The following is a 16,308-nucleotide window of genomic DNA, read 5'->3' as shown; positions in this document are numbered from 1 at the left end:
CGATGGCGACGAAGATCACGACCGGCCATCTTCCTCCATCGGTCCCGCATCCGTTGCCGACCCGGCGACGCCTGCGCGTCTACGCCTTCGATCCCAACGCGTCGGTCGCGCTCGAAACCGCGGTGATCAACGATGCGGAGATCGAACTGCCGTGGGAACGACCCTATGAGGATCCGGTCACGATCGGGCCGACCAACGAATATCTCGAGATCGTCGATTATGATTTTCCGAGCCGCACCTTCTACGAGCCGCTCGACCTGAACGATCCCGCGCTGCTCGCGCAGCACGGCCTGCCGCTTTCGGAGGGGCGCCCGCAATTCCATCAGCAGATGGTGTTCGCGGTGGCGATGAAGACGATCCTCGATTTCGAACGCGCGCTGGGTCGGCCGGTGTTCTGGGCGCAGCCGGAGGTGTGGAAGTTTCGGGCGCCAGACGGCAGCGAACCGCCGATCAACGGGCGCTATTATCCCGACTTCATCAAGCGGCTGCGCATCTATCCGCACGCGATGCTGGCGGCCAACGCCTATTACAGCCCGGCCAAGGCTGCGCTGCTGTTCGGCTATTTCAAGGGTGCGCCGCCGGCGCCAGGCCTCGATGCGCCGTGGGTGTTCACCGCGCTCTCGCAGGACATCATCGCGCACGAAACCACGCACGCGATCCTCCACGGCATGCGCCGCCGCTCGGTGGAGGCGAGCAACGAGGACAGTCTCGCCTTCCATGAGGGGTTCGCCGACATCGTCGCGCTGATGCAGCATTTCTCGATGCGGCGCGTGGTCGAGCATGAACTCGGCCGCACCCGCGGGCTGCTGCGTTCGGTCAGCCTGCTGACCGGGCTGGCCGAGCAATTCGGCTGGGCGACGGGCCGGCGTGGCGCACTGCGCAAGGCGCTCGATACGCTGGGCGAGGAACAGCGCGCGATGGACCGCGCGCTGCACAACGCCAGCGTCGGCCGCACCGGCGGCGAGACCGGGGCGGCGGCGAAGATCAAGCGCATCTCCGATGTCGCCGAACCGCATGAGCGCGGCCAGTTCCTCGTCGCGGCGATCTTCGATGCGTTCGTGACGATCTACGAGCGCCGCACCCTCGACCTGTTCCGCATGACCGGCACCGTCGCCGGCCAGCAGGATGCGTTGCCCGAGGCCCTGGTCGTGCGGCTGGCGGCGGAGGCCTGCAAGTCGGCGGCGAGCGTGATGCAGATGTGCGTGCGCGCGCTCGACTATCTGCCCGCCGTCTCCGCCACCTTCGGCGAATATCTCCGCGCGATCATGACCGCGGACACCGATCTCTATCCGGACGATCCGCTGAAATATCGCGTGGCGATCGCCGAGGCCTTCCGCAAGCGCGGCATCCCGGTGCCGGGGTGCCTGTCCTACGCGCCCGAAAGCCTGTGCTGGGAAGCGCCCGACATGTCGGAGTTCAGCGTGCTGACGGACGGCGCCGACGCCAACACGCTGTTCGCGGACGCGCTGGGGGGGATGACCTACACGCCGCGCTTCGCCGAGCCCGGCACGTCGTCGCGCCGGACGGAGGAAGAGCGCAGGCCCGAAAGTGCGCCGCCGAAGATGCCGTGGGAGCTGCGCAACGACTTCATCAACTATTCCGAGTATCGCGACCCCGAGGTGCATGAGCCGAACATGCGCGAGGAATCGATGCGCATCGTGCTCGACAACCAGCGCGCGCTGCATCGATGGCTCGAAAAGTCCGACGGGTTGCCGAAGGACCGCCTGTGGGAAAAACTGCTCGGCCTGCGCCTGCGCGAGCTGGATGCGGACGATCCGTGCCGGACTGTCGAATGCCGCACGACCAGCAAGGGGCGGCGCGCGCCGAAGTTCGAGGTCCATTCGGTGCGGATCGCGCGGCGGCGCACGGTGGATGGCCGCGAACTCTATCAGCTGATCGCGCAGGTCACACAGAAGCGCTACGGCTATTTCGATCCCAACGCGCAGCGCGAGGCGGATGAGAAGGGGCCGAACAATGCCCATATCCTCGAGGATCCGGATTCCGAGGAGCGCGTCGACAGCGACTTCACCTTTTTCGGCGGCGCCACGATCATCGTCAATCTCCACGATGGGCGGCTGACCCACATCGTGCGCAAGCGCGTCGACAAGGATGAGCGGCTCGCCGAGCAGCGCCGCTTCATCCTCGGCGACGAGGCGGCGCTGGCGATGACGGCGGACGGTATGGCGCTCAGGATGGAGCCGTTCTGCTTCATGCACGGAGGCCATGAATGAGCTTCCCCGTCACCGTCCGCATGTATCGCGGCTTCCTGGGCGATTGCTTCCTGATCACGGCGGGCGCGGCCGGTTCGAGAAGCCATATCCTGATCGACTTCGGCATATTGCAGGGGACGTCGGGCGCGCCGACGCGGATGCGCGAGGTGGCGGCGGACATCTGGGCGCGGACCGGCGGCAAGCTCGACCTGCTGGTCGTCACCCACGAGCATTTCGACCATATCGCCGGGTTCAAATTTGCCTCGGGCTGGTTCTTCGACGTGATCGAGGCGCCCGACGAGGCGGCGTTCAGGGCCGGGCGCAAGATCGAGATCGGCCAGCTCTGGCTCGGCTGGACCGAGGATCCCGACGATGCGATGGGCACAAGCCTGCAGGAACGCTTCGCCGCGGCGCACCAGAAGCTCGCCGCGCTGCGCATTGCGCTCGACGTGCCGACGCCGGTGGCCGGCGGCGTTTTCGGGCTGCCGGCGTTCGAGGGGCTGGACGAAGACCCCGCATCGCTCGCCGCCGGCAAGAAGCCGCGCAACAGCCGGGAGATTTATGCGCAGCTGAAGGCGGTGGCCGGCGACATCATCTATCTCTCGCCCGGTCATGTGCTCGACACGCCGGGCGATACGGCGCTGCGCGCGCATGTGCTCGGGCCCCCGCGCGACGAGAAACTGCTGTTCAAGGCGCTGCCGTCCAGCGGCGAGGCGAAGGAGACCTATCTCGGGCTCGACGCTTCGGGCGACGACAATGCGCGCGCGCAGGCGCGCTCGCCCTTTTCCGATCGCTATCGCTGGCGCACGCTCGAACAGCTCTCGCCGGCAACCCCGCGCGCTCTCAGCCCGGCCGAGATATTCCTGCGCGAACATTATGTGGATGCGACGACGCCCTGCCGCTTTGCGGGCCGGGCCGCGCCATCCGGCCATGCCTGCGCGCAGGATTTCCTCTGTGGGCGCTGGCAGGGCTATCGCCAGATCGGCAATGTCATGGCGCCGGTCGAAAATGCGCTGGCGATCCGGATGGACAGCAACACCAACAATTCCAGCCTCGTCATCGCCTTCGCGCTGCCGGACGGCACGACGATGCTGTTCGCCGCCGACGCGCAGGTGGGCAGCTGGCTGTCCTGGGAAAAGGTCGACTATGCCGACCACAAGACGAGGGCGAAGCTGGATATCACCTCCGCGCAACTGCTGGCGCGCGCACGGCTCTACAAGGTCGGCCATCATGGCAGCCACAACGCGACCCTGAAGGCGCAGGGGCTAGAACTGATGACGCACCCCGAACTGGTGGTGCTGATCCCGACCGACGAGGCCTTCGCGCTTCATCAGGGCAGCAAGGGCTGGCTGATGCCCAATCCCGAAACCTACAAGGGGCTAATCCGCCAATCGCGCGGACGAATCCTGCGCGGCGACCTCAAGCTGCCGGACGTCCGCGCCCGGCTGGCGGGCCTGCTGGAAAGCGACGACGACCTTGCGGACGTCGAGCTGGCCGATTTCGAGCATGGCGTCGTGGAAGAAACCGATCTTTATTGCGACTTCCACATCCTGCGCTGACGCACGTCAGACCGGCGGCTTGAGTTCCTTCTTCATGATGTTCTTCACCAGCGCATCATATTGCGCCTGTGCCTTGTCCTTATCGGCGCCGGTGAGATCGGCGATCTTTTCCTTGAGGTCCATCGCCTGGCCGCGGAACTTCACGTCGGAAATGATCGTCATCAGGTCGGTCAGGTCGTCGATGATCGGGCTCTGGCCGGTCTGTCCCATGCGGAAGCGCTTGAGCACCTCTGCCGACGTGACGGCGGGAGTGAAGGCTTCGAGTTCGGTCTGCGGGGCGCCGTCCACGGCGATCACGATATAGGGCTGGTCGCCCGAATAGCTTTGGCCCGCCGCATCGATAAGGCCCTTCTTCGCATCGAACCGCAATCCTTCGAGCCCGGCATTGGCATCCGCGATCACGCGGAATCCGGCATCCGCATCCTCCGTGCCGGCAAGGCCGAAGTTGAGATCCTCGCTGGCATCCCACTGCCGGTGGCTGCCCGAGATCGATTCGAGCAGCTTGCCCGCGGCCGGCAGCAATTGTCCGGCAGCGAGCAGCGCGCCGGAATAGGGCATGAACAGGGGGATGCCGGCAGCGGCGGTGAAGGCGCTGGCGAGATGATCGAGAATATTCTTGTCGCGCGGTGCCGATGAAAGTTCCACCGTGACCGTCAGCTGGCGGGTGGCGATCGCCTTCTGGTAGGCGATGATCGGCGTCCCGTCGCGCAGCGCGCCGGGTTTGCCGAGATTGGATTTCTTGCCCTTCTTGGGCGCGATCCAATTCAGCGCGCGCGCGCTCGCCTGGAATGCGCCCCAGGTCTTGACCCCCGAAACGACCGCGATGTCGCCGGTGCCGCCGCTCAGGAAGCCGCCATCGTCGCCGACCTTGCCGGTATAGACGTGGCGGATATCGATCGCGACGGGGCTGCCGAACCTGACCGGCGTGAAACCCGTCGTCGCCGCGGTGGCGGCTGCTGCCGGTTTGGCGGCGAAGGCGAAGGGGCTGCCATCGTCGAGCATGATCTCGGGCCCGGCATCGCCCCCTGCGAGGCTTGCGTTCAGCGAACGGACGAGATCCGCGCCCTTCGCGCTGAATTCGGTTTCGGCAACGAGCTGCTCGCCCAGAACCCTGTAGATCGCCATGGTCTAGATCCCCTCCCGCCCTGCGTCGCGCCGAGTCTGTGTGCGCGGCTATGGCATGAGAGTATGGGACTTTTGGGCGATGCTCCATCCGCAAATCACGGCTTCGGGCCGCCCGGCCGCGCCACCGGCCGGGCATTTCCGCCTGTTCGGCGCATGTCGCGCCGGTGCGGTAAAGGAAGTGGAGGCCCGACCGGGAATCGAACCCGGGTGCAAGGATTTGCAGTCCTCTGCGTCACCACTCCGCCATCGGGCCGGAGCGGCGCCATGTGATGAAAGCGAAGCCGTCTGTCAACTACCAGCGACCGACTGTTTTCGGCGAACGACGCTTGGCGTGCGCTGCAGCAACCGATAGGGAATTGCGGAGCGCGCAATTGGTGTATTGCGTCACTAACACACTTATGTCATCGAGGGCGTTGTGAACGATCAGAGCTTTGAAACCCTTCGCCGCGCGATGGTGGCGAGCCAGCTGCGGACCACCGCCGTCAACGACGTGCGCGTGATCGAGGCGATGGGCGCCGTGGAGCGTGAACGCTTCGTGCCGGCCGCGCGTCGCGCGCTCGCCTATGTCGATACGCCGGTGCCCCTGGCCGGCGGCCGCGCGCTCAACCCGCCGATGGTGGTGGGCCGCCTTCTGACCGAGGCGAATGTCGTCGCCACCGACAAGGCGCTCGTGGTGGGTGCCGCCACCGGTTATGCGGCGGCGCTGCTCGCGCGGCTGGCGGCGTCGGTCGTCGCGGTCGAGGGCGATGCCGCACTCGTCGCCGAGATGCGCATCGCGCTGGCCGATGCGGCCAATGTGACGGTCGTCGAGGGCCCGGCTGCTGCCGGTGCCGCCGACAAGGGGCCTTATGATCTGATCCTGATCGACGGCGCGGTGGAACAGATCCCCGATGCGCTGGTCGCGCAGCTCGCGCCGGGCGGCCGTATCGCCGCGCCGATGATCGACGATGGCGTCACCCGTCTGGTGATCGGTCGCGTGGCTGGCGGCGCCGTCAGCTTCCAGCGTGTCACCGATGCCGAGGCAGCCGTGCTGCCCGGTTTCGAGCGGCCGCGAACTTTCAGCTTCTAAGAGGGCCACGATGCGCCGCTGCCTGCGTAAGTCATTTCTTCTTTGCGCAGGCGCGGCGGTCGCACCGCTGCTTGCCGGTGCGCCTGCGCATGCCGAGACGCTGCGCGAGGCATTGATCAAGGCCTATGCCGACAACCCGACCCTGACCGCGGCGCGCGCGCAGCAGCGCGCGACCGACGAGGGCGTTCCGATCGCCAAGGCGGATGCGCTGCCCGATCTGCGCCTCGGCGGCAGCTACACCGAATTTGTCGTCATCCCCGCCAACGCGTTCAACGCGCCGTCGCGGCAGGCCGCGGGCCAGGTGAACCTCCAGGTCCCGATCTATCAGGGCGGCTTGGTGCGCAACGGCATCGCCGCGGCCAAGAAGCGCGTCGAGGCGGGGCAGGGCGATCTGCGCGGCACCGAGGCGAGCGTGTTCAACCAGGTGGTCGCGGCCTATATGGACGTCATCCGCGATCAGGCGATCGTCCAGCTCAACCAGGCGAACAACCGCGTGCTCCAGACCAATCTGGAGGCCACCCGCGACCGGTTCGAGGTGGGCGACCTGACGCGTACCGACGTCGCCCAGTCCGAAGCGCGGCTGGCGCTGGCGCAGAGCCAGCTCCGTTCGGCCGAAGCGGCACTGATCAACAGCCGCGAGCAGTATATCCGTTTCGTCGGCACTCCGCCCGGCGAACTGGAGCCGCCACCACCGCTGCCCAACCTGCCCGAGAACCCCGACGATGCGGTGGACGTGGCGACCGCGAACAATCCGGATATCGCCGCCGCCATCGCGCGGCGCGCGGCGGCGGATCGCGATATCGGGGTTGCCCGCGCCGCACGCCTTCCGACGCTTTCGGGTGTCGGCAGCGCGTCTTACGTCAATTATCTCGGAACGCTCGGCAGCAACGTGCCTGGAATCGGCGTCGCCCAGACGCAGAAGGATGCGCAGATCGGCCTGCAGGCATCGATCCCGATCTTCCAGGGCGGCCGGCCCGCCGCGCAGATCCGCCAGGCGCAGGCGCGCTCTGGTCAGGCGATCGAGCAGGCGGTCGAGGTCGAGCGCGGCGTGATCGCGCAGACGCGTGCGGCGTTCGCCAGTTGGCGCGCCTCGCAGGCGGTCATCGATTCGCAGCAGCGCGCGGTCGATGCCAACAGCCTGTCGCTGGAGGGCGTGCGCGCCGAGAACAGCGTGGGCAATCGCACCATCCTCGACATCCTCAACGCCGAGCAGGAATTGCTAAACGCGCAGGTGCAACTCGTAACCGCGCGGCGGGATGCCTATGTCGCCGGCTTCACCTTGCTCGCGGCGATGGGCAAGGCCGAGGCGCGCGACCTGGGGCTGGATGGCGGCCCGCTCTACGACCCGCTCGACAATTATCGGCGGGTGAAGAACAAGGCGTTCGACTGGCATTCGCGCCCCGATCCGGAGCAGCAATCGACGCGCACCGTTGACACGCCCGCCCAAACCCCCTCTGTTCAGCCTTTGCCGGAGCGTCCCGCCACGCCGCCCGGCGAGTAGTTCGCGCACGGGGACCGGTATGATGGGCGAAGCCCGGCAAGACGCGTCGATGGAAGAGATACTCGCGTCGATCAAAAGGATCATCGCCGAGGAGAATGATGGCCCGCGCCGTGCCGCGATCGACGAGGATCAGCCGGACGATCCGGCCGACGACGCCGAACCGGCCGCCGCCGGGCCGGGCATCCCCGCATCGTCGCTGGTTTCGGATGCGGCCGCCGAGGCGAGCCGGCAGGCGCTGTCGTCGCTGTCGGGCCTCGTCGTCAGGGACGCGGCGCCGGGGGACAATACGCTGGAAGGGCTGGTGCGCGACCTGCTGCGCCCGATGCTGCGCGAATGGCTCGACGCGCATCTGCCGGCGATCGTCGAGGCGCTGGTCGGGCGTGAAATCTCGCGGCTTTCCGATCGGAACTGAGCCGCGGCTCACGCGCGCGGATGGGCGTTGCGATAGACGTCAAGCAGATGCGCGGCATCCACCGCGGTGTAGACCTGCGTCGAACTCAGGCTCGCGTGGCCCAGCAATTCCTGCAGGGACCGCAGGTCGGCACCGCGCCCCAGCAGGTGCGTCGCAAAGCTGTGGCGCAGGGCGTGCGGCGTGGTGCGATCGCCGAGGCCGAGGCGGGCGCGCGCGCCGCGGACCGAGCGCCGGATGATCGCGGCCGACAGCGGCCCGCCGCGCGCGCCGCGGAACAGGGGTTCGGTGCGGGCCGGGGCCCAGGGGCAGAGCCTTGCATAGGCCTCCAGCGCGTCGCGCACCTGCGGCAGCACTGGCACCATCCGTGTCTTGTTGCGCTTGCCGGTGACCGCCAGCGTTTCGCCCAGCGGCAGGATCGCGCCGGTCAGCGCCATCGCCTCGCCGATGCGCAGCCCCGCGCCGTAGAGCAGCAGCAGCACCGCCCAGTCGCGCGCGGCGATCCACGGTTCCTCCTGCTGTTCGGCGACATCCTCGGCGAGCGCGATCACCTCGTCGGGCGAAATCGGGCGGGGCACGCCCTTCTTGACGCGTGGGCCGCGCAACCGCGGCACCGTGGCGCCTTCGCCGCCGGCAAAGGCGAGGAAACCGCGCACCGCGGAAAGCTCACGCGCAGCCGAGAGGTTGCCGATGCCGTCGCCACGCCGCGCGGCGAGGAAGGCGCGCAGATCGGAAGCCTCCAGCCGCGCCAGCGCGGCCGCATCGACCGGGCCGCCGAGATGATCGGTCAGAAACGCCATCAGCCGCTCGGCCGTCGCCTGATAGGCGCGCACCGTGTGGGGGGAGCGGCGGCGGTCGCGGCGGAGATGATCCGCCCAGCGCAGGGGGAGGGTGGCCACCGCGCCCGTCAGGCGCGCGCGCCCTGCGCGACGCCGGCGCTGTTGTGGCGCAGCGCGGTCAACACCGTCTGGACGATCGCCGCCGCGTCGAGCCCCGCTTCGGCATATTGCTTGTCGGGCTTGTCCTGATCCTGGAAGATGTCGGGCAGCCGCATCGTGCGCAGCTTGAGCCCGCCATCGATCAGCCCCTGGTCGCTCGCCATCGTCAGCACATGCGCGCCGAGCCCGCCGACGGCACCTTCCTCGATGGTCACCGCGACCTCGTGGCTGGTCAGCAGCTTGCGGATCAGCGCCTCGTCGAGCGGCTTGGCGAAGCGCAGGTCGGCGACGGTGGTGGACAGCCCCTGCGCCTCCAGCAGGTCGGCCGCCTTCAACGCCTCTTCCAGCCGGGTGCCGAGCGAGAGGATCGCCACCGTCTTGCCTTGGCGGACGATGCGGCCCTTGCCGATCTCCAGTCGCTCGGGCGTTTCGGGCAACGCAGTACCGGTGCCGTTGCCGCGCGGGTAGCGCAGCGCGATCGGCCCGGAATCATGAACCGCGCAGGTGTGGACCATATGGACCAGTTCGGCCTCGTCGGCCGCCGCCATCACCACGAAATTGGGCAAGGTCGCCAGATAGGTGACGTCGAAGCTGCCGGCATGGGTGCTGCCGTCGGCGCCGACCAGCCCGGCGCGGTCGATCGCGAAGCGCACCGGCAGGTTCTGGATCGCCACGTCGTGGACGACCTGATCGTAGGCGCGCTGCAGGAAGGTCGAATAGATCGCGCAGAACGGGCGCATGCCCTGCGCGGCAAGCCCCGCCGCGAAGGTGACGGCATGCTGTTCGGCGATGCCCACGTCGAACGCGCGGTCGGGGAAGCGCTTTTCGAACAGGTCGATGCCGGTGCCGCCCGGCATCGCCGCGGTGATCGCGCAGATCTTCGGGTCGCGTTCCGCCTCGGCGGCGAGCGCCTTGGCGAAGATGCCGGTATAGCTCGGCGGCCCCGGCGGGGCCTTGGCCTGCTCGCCCGAGATCACGTCGAACGTCTGGACGCCATGATATTTGTCCGCCGCAGCCTCGGCCGGAGCATAGCCCTTGCCCTTCTGGGTCACGACGTGGACGAGGATCGGGCCCGCGGCGGCGTCGCGCACATTCTCCAGAACCGGGATGAGATGCTCGAGATTATGGCCATCGATCGGGCCGACATAATAGAAGCCGAGTTCCTCGAAGAGCGTGCCGCCCATCGTCATGCCGCGGGCGAACTCCTCGGTCTTGCGCGCCGCCTTGTGCAGCGGGCGCGGCAGCTTGCGCGCCAGCCGCTTGGCGAGTTCGCGCAGGCCGAGGAACTCGCGGCTGGAAACGAGGCGCGCGAGATAGGCCGAAAGCCCGCCCACCGGCGGCGCGATCGACATGTCGTTGTCGTTGAGGATCACCACCAGCCGGTTGCCGGCCTGCGCGGCATTGTTCATCGCCTCATAGGCCATGCCCGCGGACATCGCGCCATCGCCGATCACCGCGATTCCCTTGCCGGGCTTGCGGGCGAGCTTGTTGGCGATCGCGAAGCCCAGCGCCGCCGAGATCGAGGTGGAACTGTGCGCCGCGCCGAACGGATCATATTCGCTCTCGGCGCGCTTGGTGAAGCCGGAGAGGCCGCCGCCCTGGCGGAGCGTGCGGATACGATCGCGCCGGCCGGTGAGGATCTTGTGCGGATAGCATTGATGGCCGACGTCCCAGACCAGCCGGTCGTTGGGCGTGTCGAACACATAGTGGATCGCGACCGTCAGTTCGACGACGCCGAGGCCCGAACCCAGATGCCCGCCCGTGGTGCCCACCGCGGAGATCGTCTCCTGGCGCAACTCATCGGCAAGCTGGCGCAGCGATTCGACGGGGATCTTGCGCAGATCGTCTGGCGTGTTGACCTGATCGAGCAGCGGGGTCTTCGGCAAATCTGACATATTTTTCCTCTAAGCTCGGGGGTCTAGCCGAGCCGGATAAAAGTGTCGAATGGAGATGCGATGAAGAATCGTTGCGGACCGACCGGCCGGCGCTTCCCCTGCGGGGGGCGCGGTACGGAGGCCGTCTCCCGATCGCGACGTCGCGCGGGGCGGACGGTGAGGGGAGGCTAGGCAAGTCACTCCCGGGGAGCGATCAGGCCGCCTGCTTTTCCATGCACGCCGCGCACCGCCCGCGCACTTCGATAACCGGGCGTTCCGGCACGAATCCCGCGCCGCGCGCAGCGCCGCGCACCGCGTCAGACAGATGATCGTCATCGATGTGCGTGGTCTGGCCGCAGACATCGCACACCAGGAAGATGCAATCGTGGCGGCAGGCCGGATGCGCGTTGGCGATATAGGCGTTGGCGCTCTCCACGCGATGCGCGAGGTTCGCGGTCACGAACAGGTCCAAGATGCGATAGACGCTGTTGGCCGCGACGCGGCGCCCTTCCGCCTTCGAAACCGCCTCGGCGATGTCATAGGCGGAGGCGGGGCGTTCGAAGCCCGCCAGCGCCTCGAAGACGCTCGCGCGCATCGTCGTCCATTGCTCGCCGGCGCGTTCGAGGGCGCCTTGCGCGGCAGTGGTCAGCGACTCGCCCTCGTGGAGCGCATGATGATGATCGGCCATGACCTGAATCTAGGGCCATGGTGGCCCCGCGGCAAGTTCAGGCGAGCGCGGCCGCGCGGCCGTTCAGATGATGGCCGTAGGCGAGGAGCGCGACGCCGACGATGGTGAACAGCGACTCGCTGCCGTCGTGGGGCAGGCTCATCGCGCCCATCATGACGCCGAGGCCCAGCGAACCGATCGCGACCGGCAGCATCTGGCCATGCATCATCGCCCCGCGGCCAAGCGCCAGTGCGCCGAGCAGGATGGCGACGCCGAGACCGATCTCATGCACCAGCGGATCGAACAACAGCCCGCCGGCGGACGCGGCGAGGGCGAGGATCAGCGAGGTGGCGATGCAGTGGACGAGGCAAATGCCCGACAGGCCGATGGCCAGCCGATCCAGCATCCCCTCACGCACCAGCAGGCTACTCACGACGACTCCTCTTGTCGGCAGCCGCTGTGCCACGAAGATGGCGACGTGACAACATAACATTTGGCGCGGATCTGCGCGGCGCGGCGCTCACGCCTCGCTTGTTTCGGCCGGCTGCGCGGCGCATAGGCCGGCGATGGCTCTTCCGTTTGCCGCTTCCGGTGCCGCCCGCGCGGCGCGGCCTCGTCCGCTGGCGCTGTCGCGCTGGCTGTTGCTCGTTGCCCTGCTCGTCTTCGCGATGGTCGTCGTCGGCGGCATCACCCGGCTGACGGAGTCGGGGCTGTCGATCGTCGAATGGAAACCGGTGACGGGCGCGATCCCGCCGCTGACGCATGAGCAATGGGAAGCGGCGTTCCGCGCCTATCAGGCGACGCCGGAATATCAGCAGATCAACCGCGGCATGAGCCTTGCCGATTTCAAGTTCATCTTCTTCTGGGAATATATCCACCGCCTGCTCGGCCGGCTGATCGGACTGGCCTTCGCGCTGCCGCTGTTGTGGTTCTGGATGAAGCGCGCGATCCCGGCGGGCTATGGCCCGCGGCTGGTGGCGCTGCTGCTGCTCGGCGGGCTGCAGGGGACGATCGGCTGGTGGATGGTCGCGTCGGGCCTCGTCAACCGCACCGACGTCAGCCATGTCCGGCTCGCCGTCCACCTGCTGACCGCGCTGTTCATTCTGGGCGGGCTGGTGTGGACCGCGCTCGACCTGCGCGCGCTTCACCGCGACTATCGCGCACGGCCGGCGCGGCTGACCGGCTTCGCGCTGGCGGTGCTGGCGCTGCTGTTCGTGCAGCTGCTGCTCGGCGCCTTCACCGCCGGTCTCAATGCCGGCTTCGCCTTTTCGAGCTGGCCGAAGATGGGCGAGGAATGGTTCCCGGCGGCGACGCCGATGATCGAGCCGGCGTGGCGCAACCTCATCGACAATCCGATCGTGGTGCAGTTCGCGCATCGCTGGTTTGCCTGGGTTGCGGCCGGGATGCTGGCACTGCTCGCGTGGCGTGCGCGGGGCGGGGTGGCGCTGCTGCTCGGCCTTCTCATCGTCACCCAGATCGCACTTGGTATCGCCACCTTGTTGACCGGCGTGCTGATCGACGTTGCCGTCGCCCACCAGGCGGTCGGGGCGTTGCTGGTTGCTGCCGCGGCCGCGGCGGCACACCGGCTGGGATCGCGGCGATGAGCGCGCTCGCCTGCGGCTATGCGCTGTTCGCCGACGCCGAAGAGGCGGAGCGGATCGGGCAGCCGGTGGTGGAGGACGGGCTGGCGGGCTGCGTCAACATGATGGCGTCGAGCGCCTGGCACGATGGGGTGACGGCGTGAGGGGATGGCCGATCGCGGCGCTGCTGCTGTCGATGGTGACGCCGGCTGCCGCGCAGGCGCAGGCGCAGGCGCCGGCCGGCACCGCGGCAACCGTCATGCTGCCGTTCGCGCCGCCGACGGGACGAAAGCTGCGCTACGAAACCACGCAGATCCGCGATGGCGAGGCGGGGAAGGAGCGGTACACGATCGTCCGCGAGGTGCAGTTCGTGCCTGCGGGCGATGGTGGCTATCGCATGACCTCCCGCGCGATCGAGGCGTTCACCGATGCGGCGGGCGGGCGCGGCGATAATTTCCGCCTGTCGACCGCGCTGCTCGCCGATATCGAGATCGGCTTCCGCATCGATCGCACGGGCAAGGTGGTGTCGGTGGAAAACAGCGATGCGGTTTGGAGCCGGCTGCCGGCGATCCGCGACGCGCAACTGGCCAGAAGCAAATCGCCGGACGGGCAGGTGCTGGTCCGCCGCGTGTTCGATGCGCTGATCGCACTGCCGCTCCCGGCGCGCGAACGGATGCTGCGCGAGGATCCGGAACGGCTGCTTGCCTTCGCCGGCCGGCAGGCGGGCGCGTCGGTGCAGACCAGCGAAACGCGCGAGACGCCGACGCCGTTCGGCGGCACCATCCCGGTCGACATCGCCTCGGGCTGGATCGACGTCGATGCGGACAGTGCGCGTTATCGCAGCACCACGCGTTCGGGCGGACCCGAACTGGACCGCCGCATTGCCGATCTGGCGCGCCAGCTTTCCGCCGCGTCGGACACGGCCGAGCGCACCAAGCTGGAGCGCGAACTCGCGGCGATGGGCACGCTCTCCTTCGACGAGACCGTCGACTATACCGTCTCGCGCCACTGGGGCCTCATCACCGCATCGCAGTCGATAAAGCGGATCCGCTCCGCCAAGGGAGAGCAGGTGGTGGAGGAAAGACGCCGGTTCGGCGACTGGGTATCCTGATACCCGTCGGGAAAGCCGCAGTTTGCTTGACTTTTCGGGGTCGACTCGTCATTAGCGCCCCACCAACGCCGCCCTGAGAACGGGCGGCGCAGTCATTTTCAAGAGGTCTGGCCCCATGAAGGCGCTGATGAAGACCACCAAGCCGGCGAAGCCGGCCGAGGTGGAGAAGAAGTGGCATCTGATCGATGCCGATGGCCTGGTGGTCGGCCGTGTGGCAACCATCATCGCCAACATCCTGCGCGGCAAGCACAAGCCGAGCTTCACCCCGCACGTCGACTGCGGTGACAATGTCATCGTGATCAACGCGGACAAGATCCGTTTCACGGGCAAGAAGCTGCAGGACAAGATCTACTACAGGCACACCGGCTATGCCGGCGGCATCAAGGGCGTGACCGCCGGCAAGGTGCTCGAAGGCCGCTTTCCGGAGCGCGTTATCGAGAAGGCCGTCGAGCGCATGATCCCGCGTGGTCCGCTGGGCCGCCAGCAGATGCGCAACCTGCGCGTCTATGCCGGCACCGAGCATCCGCACGAGGGGCAGAGCCCCGAGGTGCTCGATGTCGCGTCGATGAACCGCAAGAACAAGGTGGGCGCATAATGTCCGATAACCGTCAGTCGCTGTCCGACCTGAAGGACCTCACCACGGCGATCGGCACCCAGGCCGTCGTCGATGCTCCCGAAGCCGAGGGCGAGGCGCCGCAGGCTCCGGTTCTGCCGACCACGCCGCTGCGCGAGCGCGACGTCGACGCCTATGGCCGTTCCTACGCCACCGGCCGTCGTAAGGACGCCGTCGCCCGCGTGTGGCTGAAGCCGGGCACCGGCAAGATCACGGTCAACGGCCGCGATCAGGAAATCTATTTCGCGCGTCCGACGCTGCGTCTCGTCATCAACCAGCCGTTCGACGTTGCCGAGCGCGCGGGTCAGTATGACGTGATCTGCACCGTCAAGGGCGGTGGCCTTTCGGGGCAGGCCGGTGCGGTCAAGCACGGCATCGCGCAGGCGCTGACGAAGTTCGAGCCGGTGCTGCGCAGCCCGGTGAAGGCCGCCGGCTTCCTGACCCGCGACAGCCGCGCGGTCGAGCGCAAGAAGTATGGCCGCGCCAAGGCGCGTCGCAGCTTCCAGTTCTCGAAGCGCTGATCCGCTTCCGAACGGAACGATCAAGGGAAGGGGCCGGTTTTCCGGCCCCTTTTCTTTTGCCGCCTATGTCTCCGGTCGATCATCTCGGTTGATCGCGATCCGATGTTTCATTGCCGATGATGCCAACCGGACCAGCGTAACCGTCGCGCTTCAGCCTTATCAGGATGCAGTCGATCTGCGCATATTTGGCGGAAGGCGAAGGGCGAAAGCGAACCGAAGGACCTTCTCTTAGCCACCGTTTTGGCGTGCCACATTCGGTGGAGATTTCGTCCAACTGACGCTGGGTCAGATCAGCGATGGCTGGTTCGGATGGTTGGCCAGCCAGTTGAAGCGCGAGAAGCAGCGCAATCACGCGCGATTCCTTGACACGGGCTTGTGCCTTGCTGCCGTTGCCGGCGGCCCATCGCCAGCTTGCGGCAAGCCATTCTCATCATAGAGAAGTTCGGCATGGTTGACATAGGGGTGATCGACGAAGGCGGCGGAGCGGTCAGCGCTAGCTCGGAGCAAGCCCTTCGATACGCGTCTTCGGCTTTGCTCAGCCGTTACGCAGGGCAAACGGGTTCATCTGACTCAAGGCCGCAGCGTCATCGCCCCCGCTTCAGCTTCACGATCGCCTCGTCCAGCGCCGACAGAAAGCGTGACCGATCCGTTTTCGAGAAGGGCGGGGGCCCGCCGATCGCGTCGCCGCCGGCGCGCAGATCGGCCATGATCGCGCGGGTGGCGATGGCGGCGCCGATCGAATTGTCGGTGAAGGGCTTGCCGTTGGGGGCGAGCACGGCGGCGCCGGCCTTCAGGCAGCGGTCGGCGAGGAGGATGTCGGCGGTGATGCAGATCGTCTGCGGGCCCGCGCGTTCTGCGATCCAGTCGTCGGCGGCGTCGAAGCCGTCGCTCACCACCACGCGCTGGATCAGGTCATGCACCGGCACGCGCATCGCGCTGTTGCTGACCACCGCGACGGGCAGCGCATGACGGAAGGCGACCTTGTAGATCTCTTCCTTGACGGGGCAGGCATCGGCATCGACGAGTATCTGGAGCATCGTCGCTCCCTCGCGCGAAAATGGCCGCGCGCCAAGTCTGCACAGCATCTCCATCAAAGCGCCTTTCGCGTTCCGCGCCGGCGCCACTAGGGTG

The 16,308-nt window shown here is 67.5% G+C and carries 17 protein-coding genes and 1 tRNA gene; 10 read left to right on the top strand and 8 right to left on the bottom strand.

From position 1 onward, the window contains the following. Positions 1–2 precede the first annotated feature (2 nt). Complete coding sequence (locus NX02_RS13455) at positions 3–2,231, top strand: gluzincin family metallopeptidase (RefSeq protein ID WP_025292720.1); 2,229 nt, start codon at positions 3–5, stop codon at positions 2,229–2,231. Then, positions 2,228–3,769, top strand: coding sequence for an MBL fold metallo-hydrolase (locus NX02_RS13450; RefSeq protein WP_025292719.1), 1,542 nt, complete (start codon positions 2,228–2,230; stop codon positions 3,767–3,769). The genes NX02_RS13455 and NX02_RS13450 overlap by 4 nt, the downstream gene beginning before the upstream one ends. A gap of 6 nt (positions 3,770–3,775) precedes the next feature. On the opposite strand, the gene NX02_RS13445 is transcribed toward NX02_RS13450, so the two are convergent. Together NX02_RS13445 and NX02_RS13440 are read right to left on the bottom strand one after the other, a co-directional pair. After that, on the bottom strand, positions 3,776–4,894 hold the full coding sequence (locus NX02_RS13445; protein WP_025292718.1) for a hypothetical protein: 1,119 nt from the start codon (positions 4,892–4,894) through the stop codon (positions 3,776–3,778). Between the two features lie 179 nt (positions 4,895–5,073). Continuing rightward, positions 5,074–5,147, bottom strand: a tRNA-Cys gene (locus NX02_RS13440). Positions 5,148–5,309: 162 nt separating this feature from the next. Here NX02_RS13440 and NX02_RS13435 point away from each other — a divergent pair. From NX02_RS13435 to NX02_RS13425, 3 genes are read left to right on the top strand one after another with little or no spacing between them, the layout of a single operon-like run. After that, on the top strand, positions 5,310–5,963 hold the full coding sequence (locus tag NX02_RS13435; RefSeq protein WP_025292717.1) for a protein-L-isoaspartate O-methyltransferase family protein: 654 nt from the start codon (positions 5,310–5,312) through the stop codon (positions 5,961–5,963). A gap of 10 nt (positions 5,964–5,973) precedes the next feature. Next, the gene (locus NX02_RS13430) at positions 5,974–7,464 is read left to right on the top strand and encodes a TolC family outer membrane protein (protein WP_025292716.1); all 1,491 of its coding nucleotides are present in this window, start codon (positions 5,974–5,976) and stop codon (positions 7,462–7,464) included. A 22-nt stretch (positions 7,465–7,486) separates the two neighbouring features. Next, complete coding sequence (locus NX02_RS13425) at positions 7,487–7,876, top strand: DUF2497 domain-containing protein (protein WP_025292715.1); 390 nt, start codon at positions 7,487–7,489, stop codon at positions 7,874–7,876. A gap of 8 nt (positions 7,877–7,884) precedes the next feature. Here NX02_RS13425 and NX02_RS13420 read toward each other — a convergent pair whose 3' ends face one another. From NX02_RS13420 to NX02_RS13405, 4 genes are all read right to left on the bottom strand, one after another. Then, positions 7,885–8,772, bottom strand: a complete 888-nt coding sequence (locus NX02_RS13420) for a tyrosine recombinase XerC (RefSeq protein ID WP_245648842.1) — start codon at positions 8,770–8,772, stop codon at positions 7,885–7,887. A gap of 8 nt (positions 8,773–8,780) precedes the next feature. Further along, positions 8,781–10,706, bottom strand: a complete 1,926-nt coding sequence (gene dxs, locus NX02_RS13415; protein WP_025292713.1) for a 1-deoxy-D-xylulose-5-phosphate synthase — start codon at positions 10,704–10,706, stop codon at positions 8,781–8,783. A gap of 193 nt (positions 10,707–10,899) precedes the next feature. After that, entirely contained in the window at positions 10,900–11,373 is a 474-nt protein-coding gene (locus NX02_RS13410; RefSeq protein ID WP_025292712.1) for a Fur family transcriptional regulator, read from the bottom strand. A 37-nt stretch (positions 11,374–11,410) separates the two neighbouring features. Then, positions 11,411–11,758 (bottom strand): MerC domain-containing protein, encoded by a 348-nt coding sequence (locus NX02_RS13405; protein WP_047100027.1) that lies wholly within the window; start codon positions 11,756–11,758, stop codon positions 11,411–11,413. A gap of 160 nt (positions 11,759–11,918) precedes the next feature. On the opposite strand from NX02_RS13405, the gene NX02_RS13400 reads away from it, so the two are divergent. The 5 genes from NX02_RS13400 (at position 11,919) to rpsI (ending at position 15,177) form a co-directional block, all read left to right on the top strand. Then, positions 11,919–12,956: a COX15/CtaA family protein gene (locus NX02_RS13400; protein ID WP_025292710.1), complete on the top strand. Its 1,038-nt coding sequence runs from the start codon at positions 11,919–11,921 to the stop codon at positions 12,954–12,956. After that, positions 12,953–13,096 carry a divalent-cation tolerance protein CutA gene (locus NX02_RS32450; protein WP_158014015.1) on the top strand — a complete coding sequence of 48 codons (144 nt, stop codon included), beginning with the start codon at positions 12,953–12,955 and terminating at the stop codon, positions 13,094–13,096. The genes NX02_RS13400 and NX02_RS32450 overlap by 4 nt, the downstream gene beginning before the upstream one ends. Next, positions 13,093–14,043: a hypothetical protein gene (locus NX02_RS13395; RefSeq protein ID WP_025292709.1), complete on the top strand. Its 951-nt coding sequence runs from the start codon at positions 13,093–13,095 to the stop codon at positions 14,041–14,043. The genes NX02_RS32450 and NX02_RS13395 overlap by 4 nt, the downstream gene beginning before the upstream one ends. 115 nt (positions 14,044–14,158) lie before the next feature. After that, on the top strand, positions 14,159–14,638 hold the full coding sequence (gene rplM, locus NX02_RS13390; protein ID WP_039996574.1) for a 50S ribosomal protein L13: 480 nt from the start codon (positions 14,159–14,161) through the stop codon (positions 14,636–14,638). Beyond that, positions 14,638–15,177 carry a 30S ribosomal protein S9 gene (gene rpsI, locus NX02_RS13385; protein ID WP_025292707.1) on the top strand — a complete coding sequence of 180 codons (540 nt, stop codon included), beginning with the start codon at positions 14,638–14,640 and terminating at the stop codon, positions 15,175–15,177. The genes rplM and rpsI overlap by 1 nt, the downstream gene beginning before the upstream one ends. 79 nt (positions 15,178–15,256) lie before the next feature. Here the strand turns inward: rpsI and NX02_RS32445 are convergent, their stop codons facing one another. Beyond that, entirely contained in the window at positions 15,257–15,529 is a 273-nt protein-coding gene (locus tag NX02_RS32445; RefSeq protein ID WP_158014014.1) for a hypothetical protein, read from the bottom strand. Positions 15,530–15,761: 232 nt separating this feature from the next. Beyond that, on the bottom strand, positions 15,762–16,214 hold the full coding sequence (locus NX02_RS13380) for a YaiI/YqxD family protein (RefSeq protein WP_025292706.1): 453 nt from the start codon (positions 16,212–16,214) through the stop codon (positions 15,762–15,764). Positions 16,215–16,308: the final 94 nt, after the last annotated feature.

It is taken from the genome of Sphingomonas sanxanigenens DSM 19645 = NX02 (genome assembly GCF_000512205.2).
In the GTDB taxonomy this organism is placed as follows: domain Bacteria; phylum Pseudomonadota; class Alphaproteobacteria; order Sphingomonadales; family Sphingomonadaceae; genus Sphingomonas_D; species Sphingomonas_D sanxanigenens.
The sequence above is the reverse complement of the archived record's forward strand: the minus strand, read 5'-3'. Positions and strand labels throughout refer to the sequence as shown.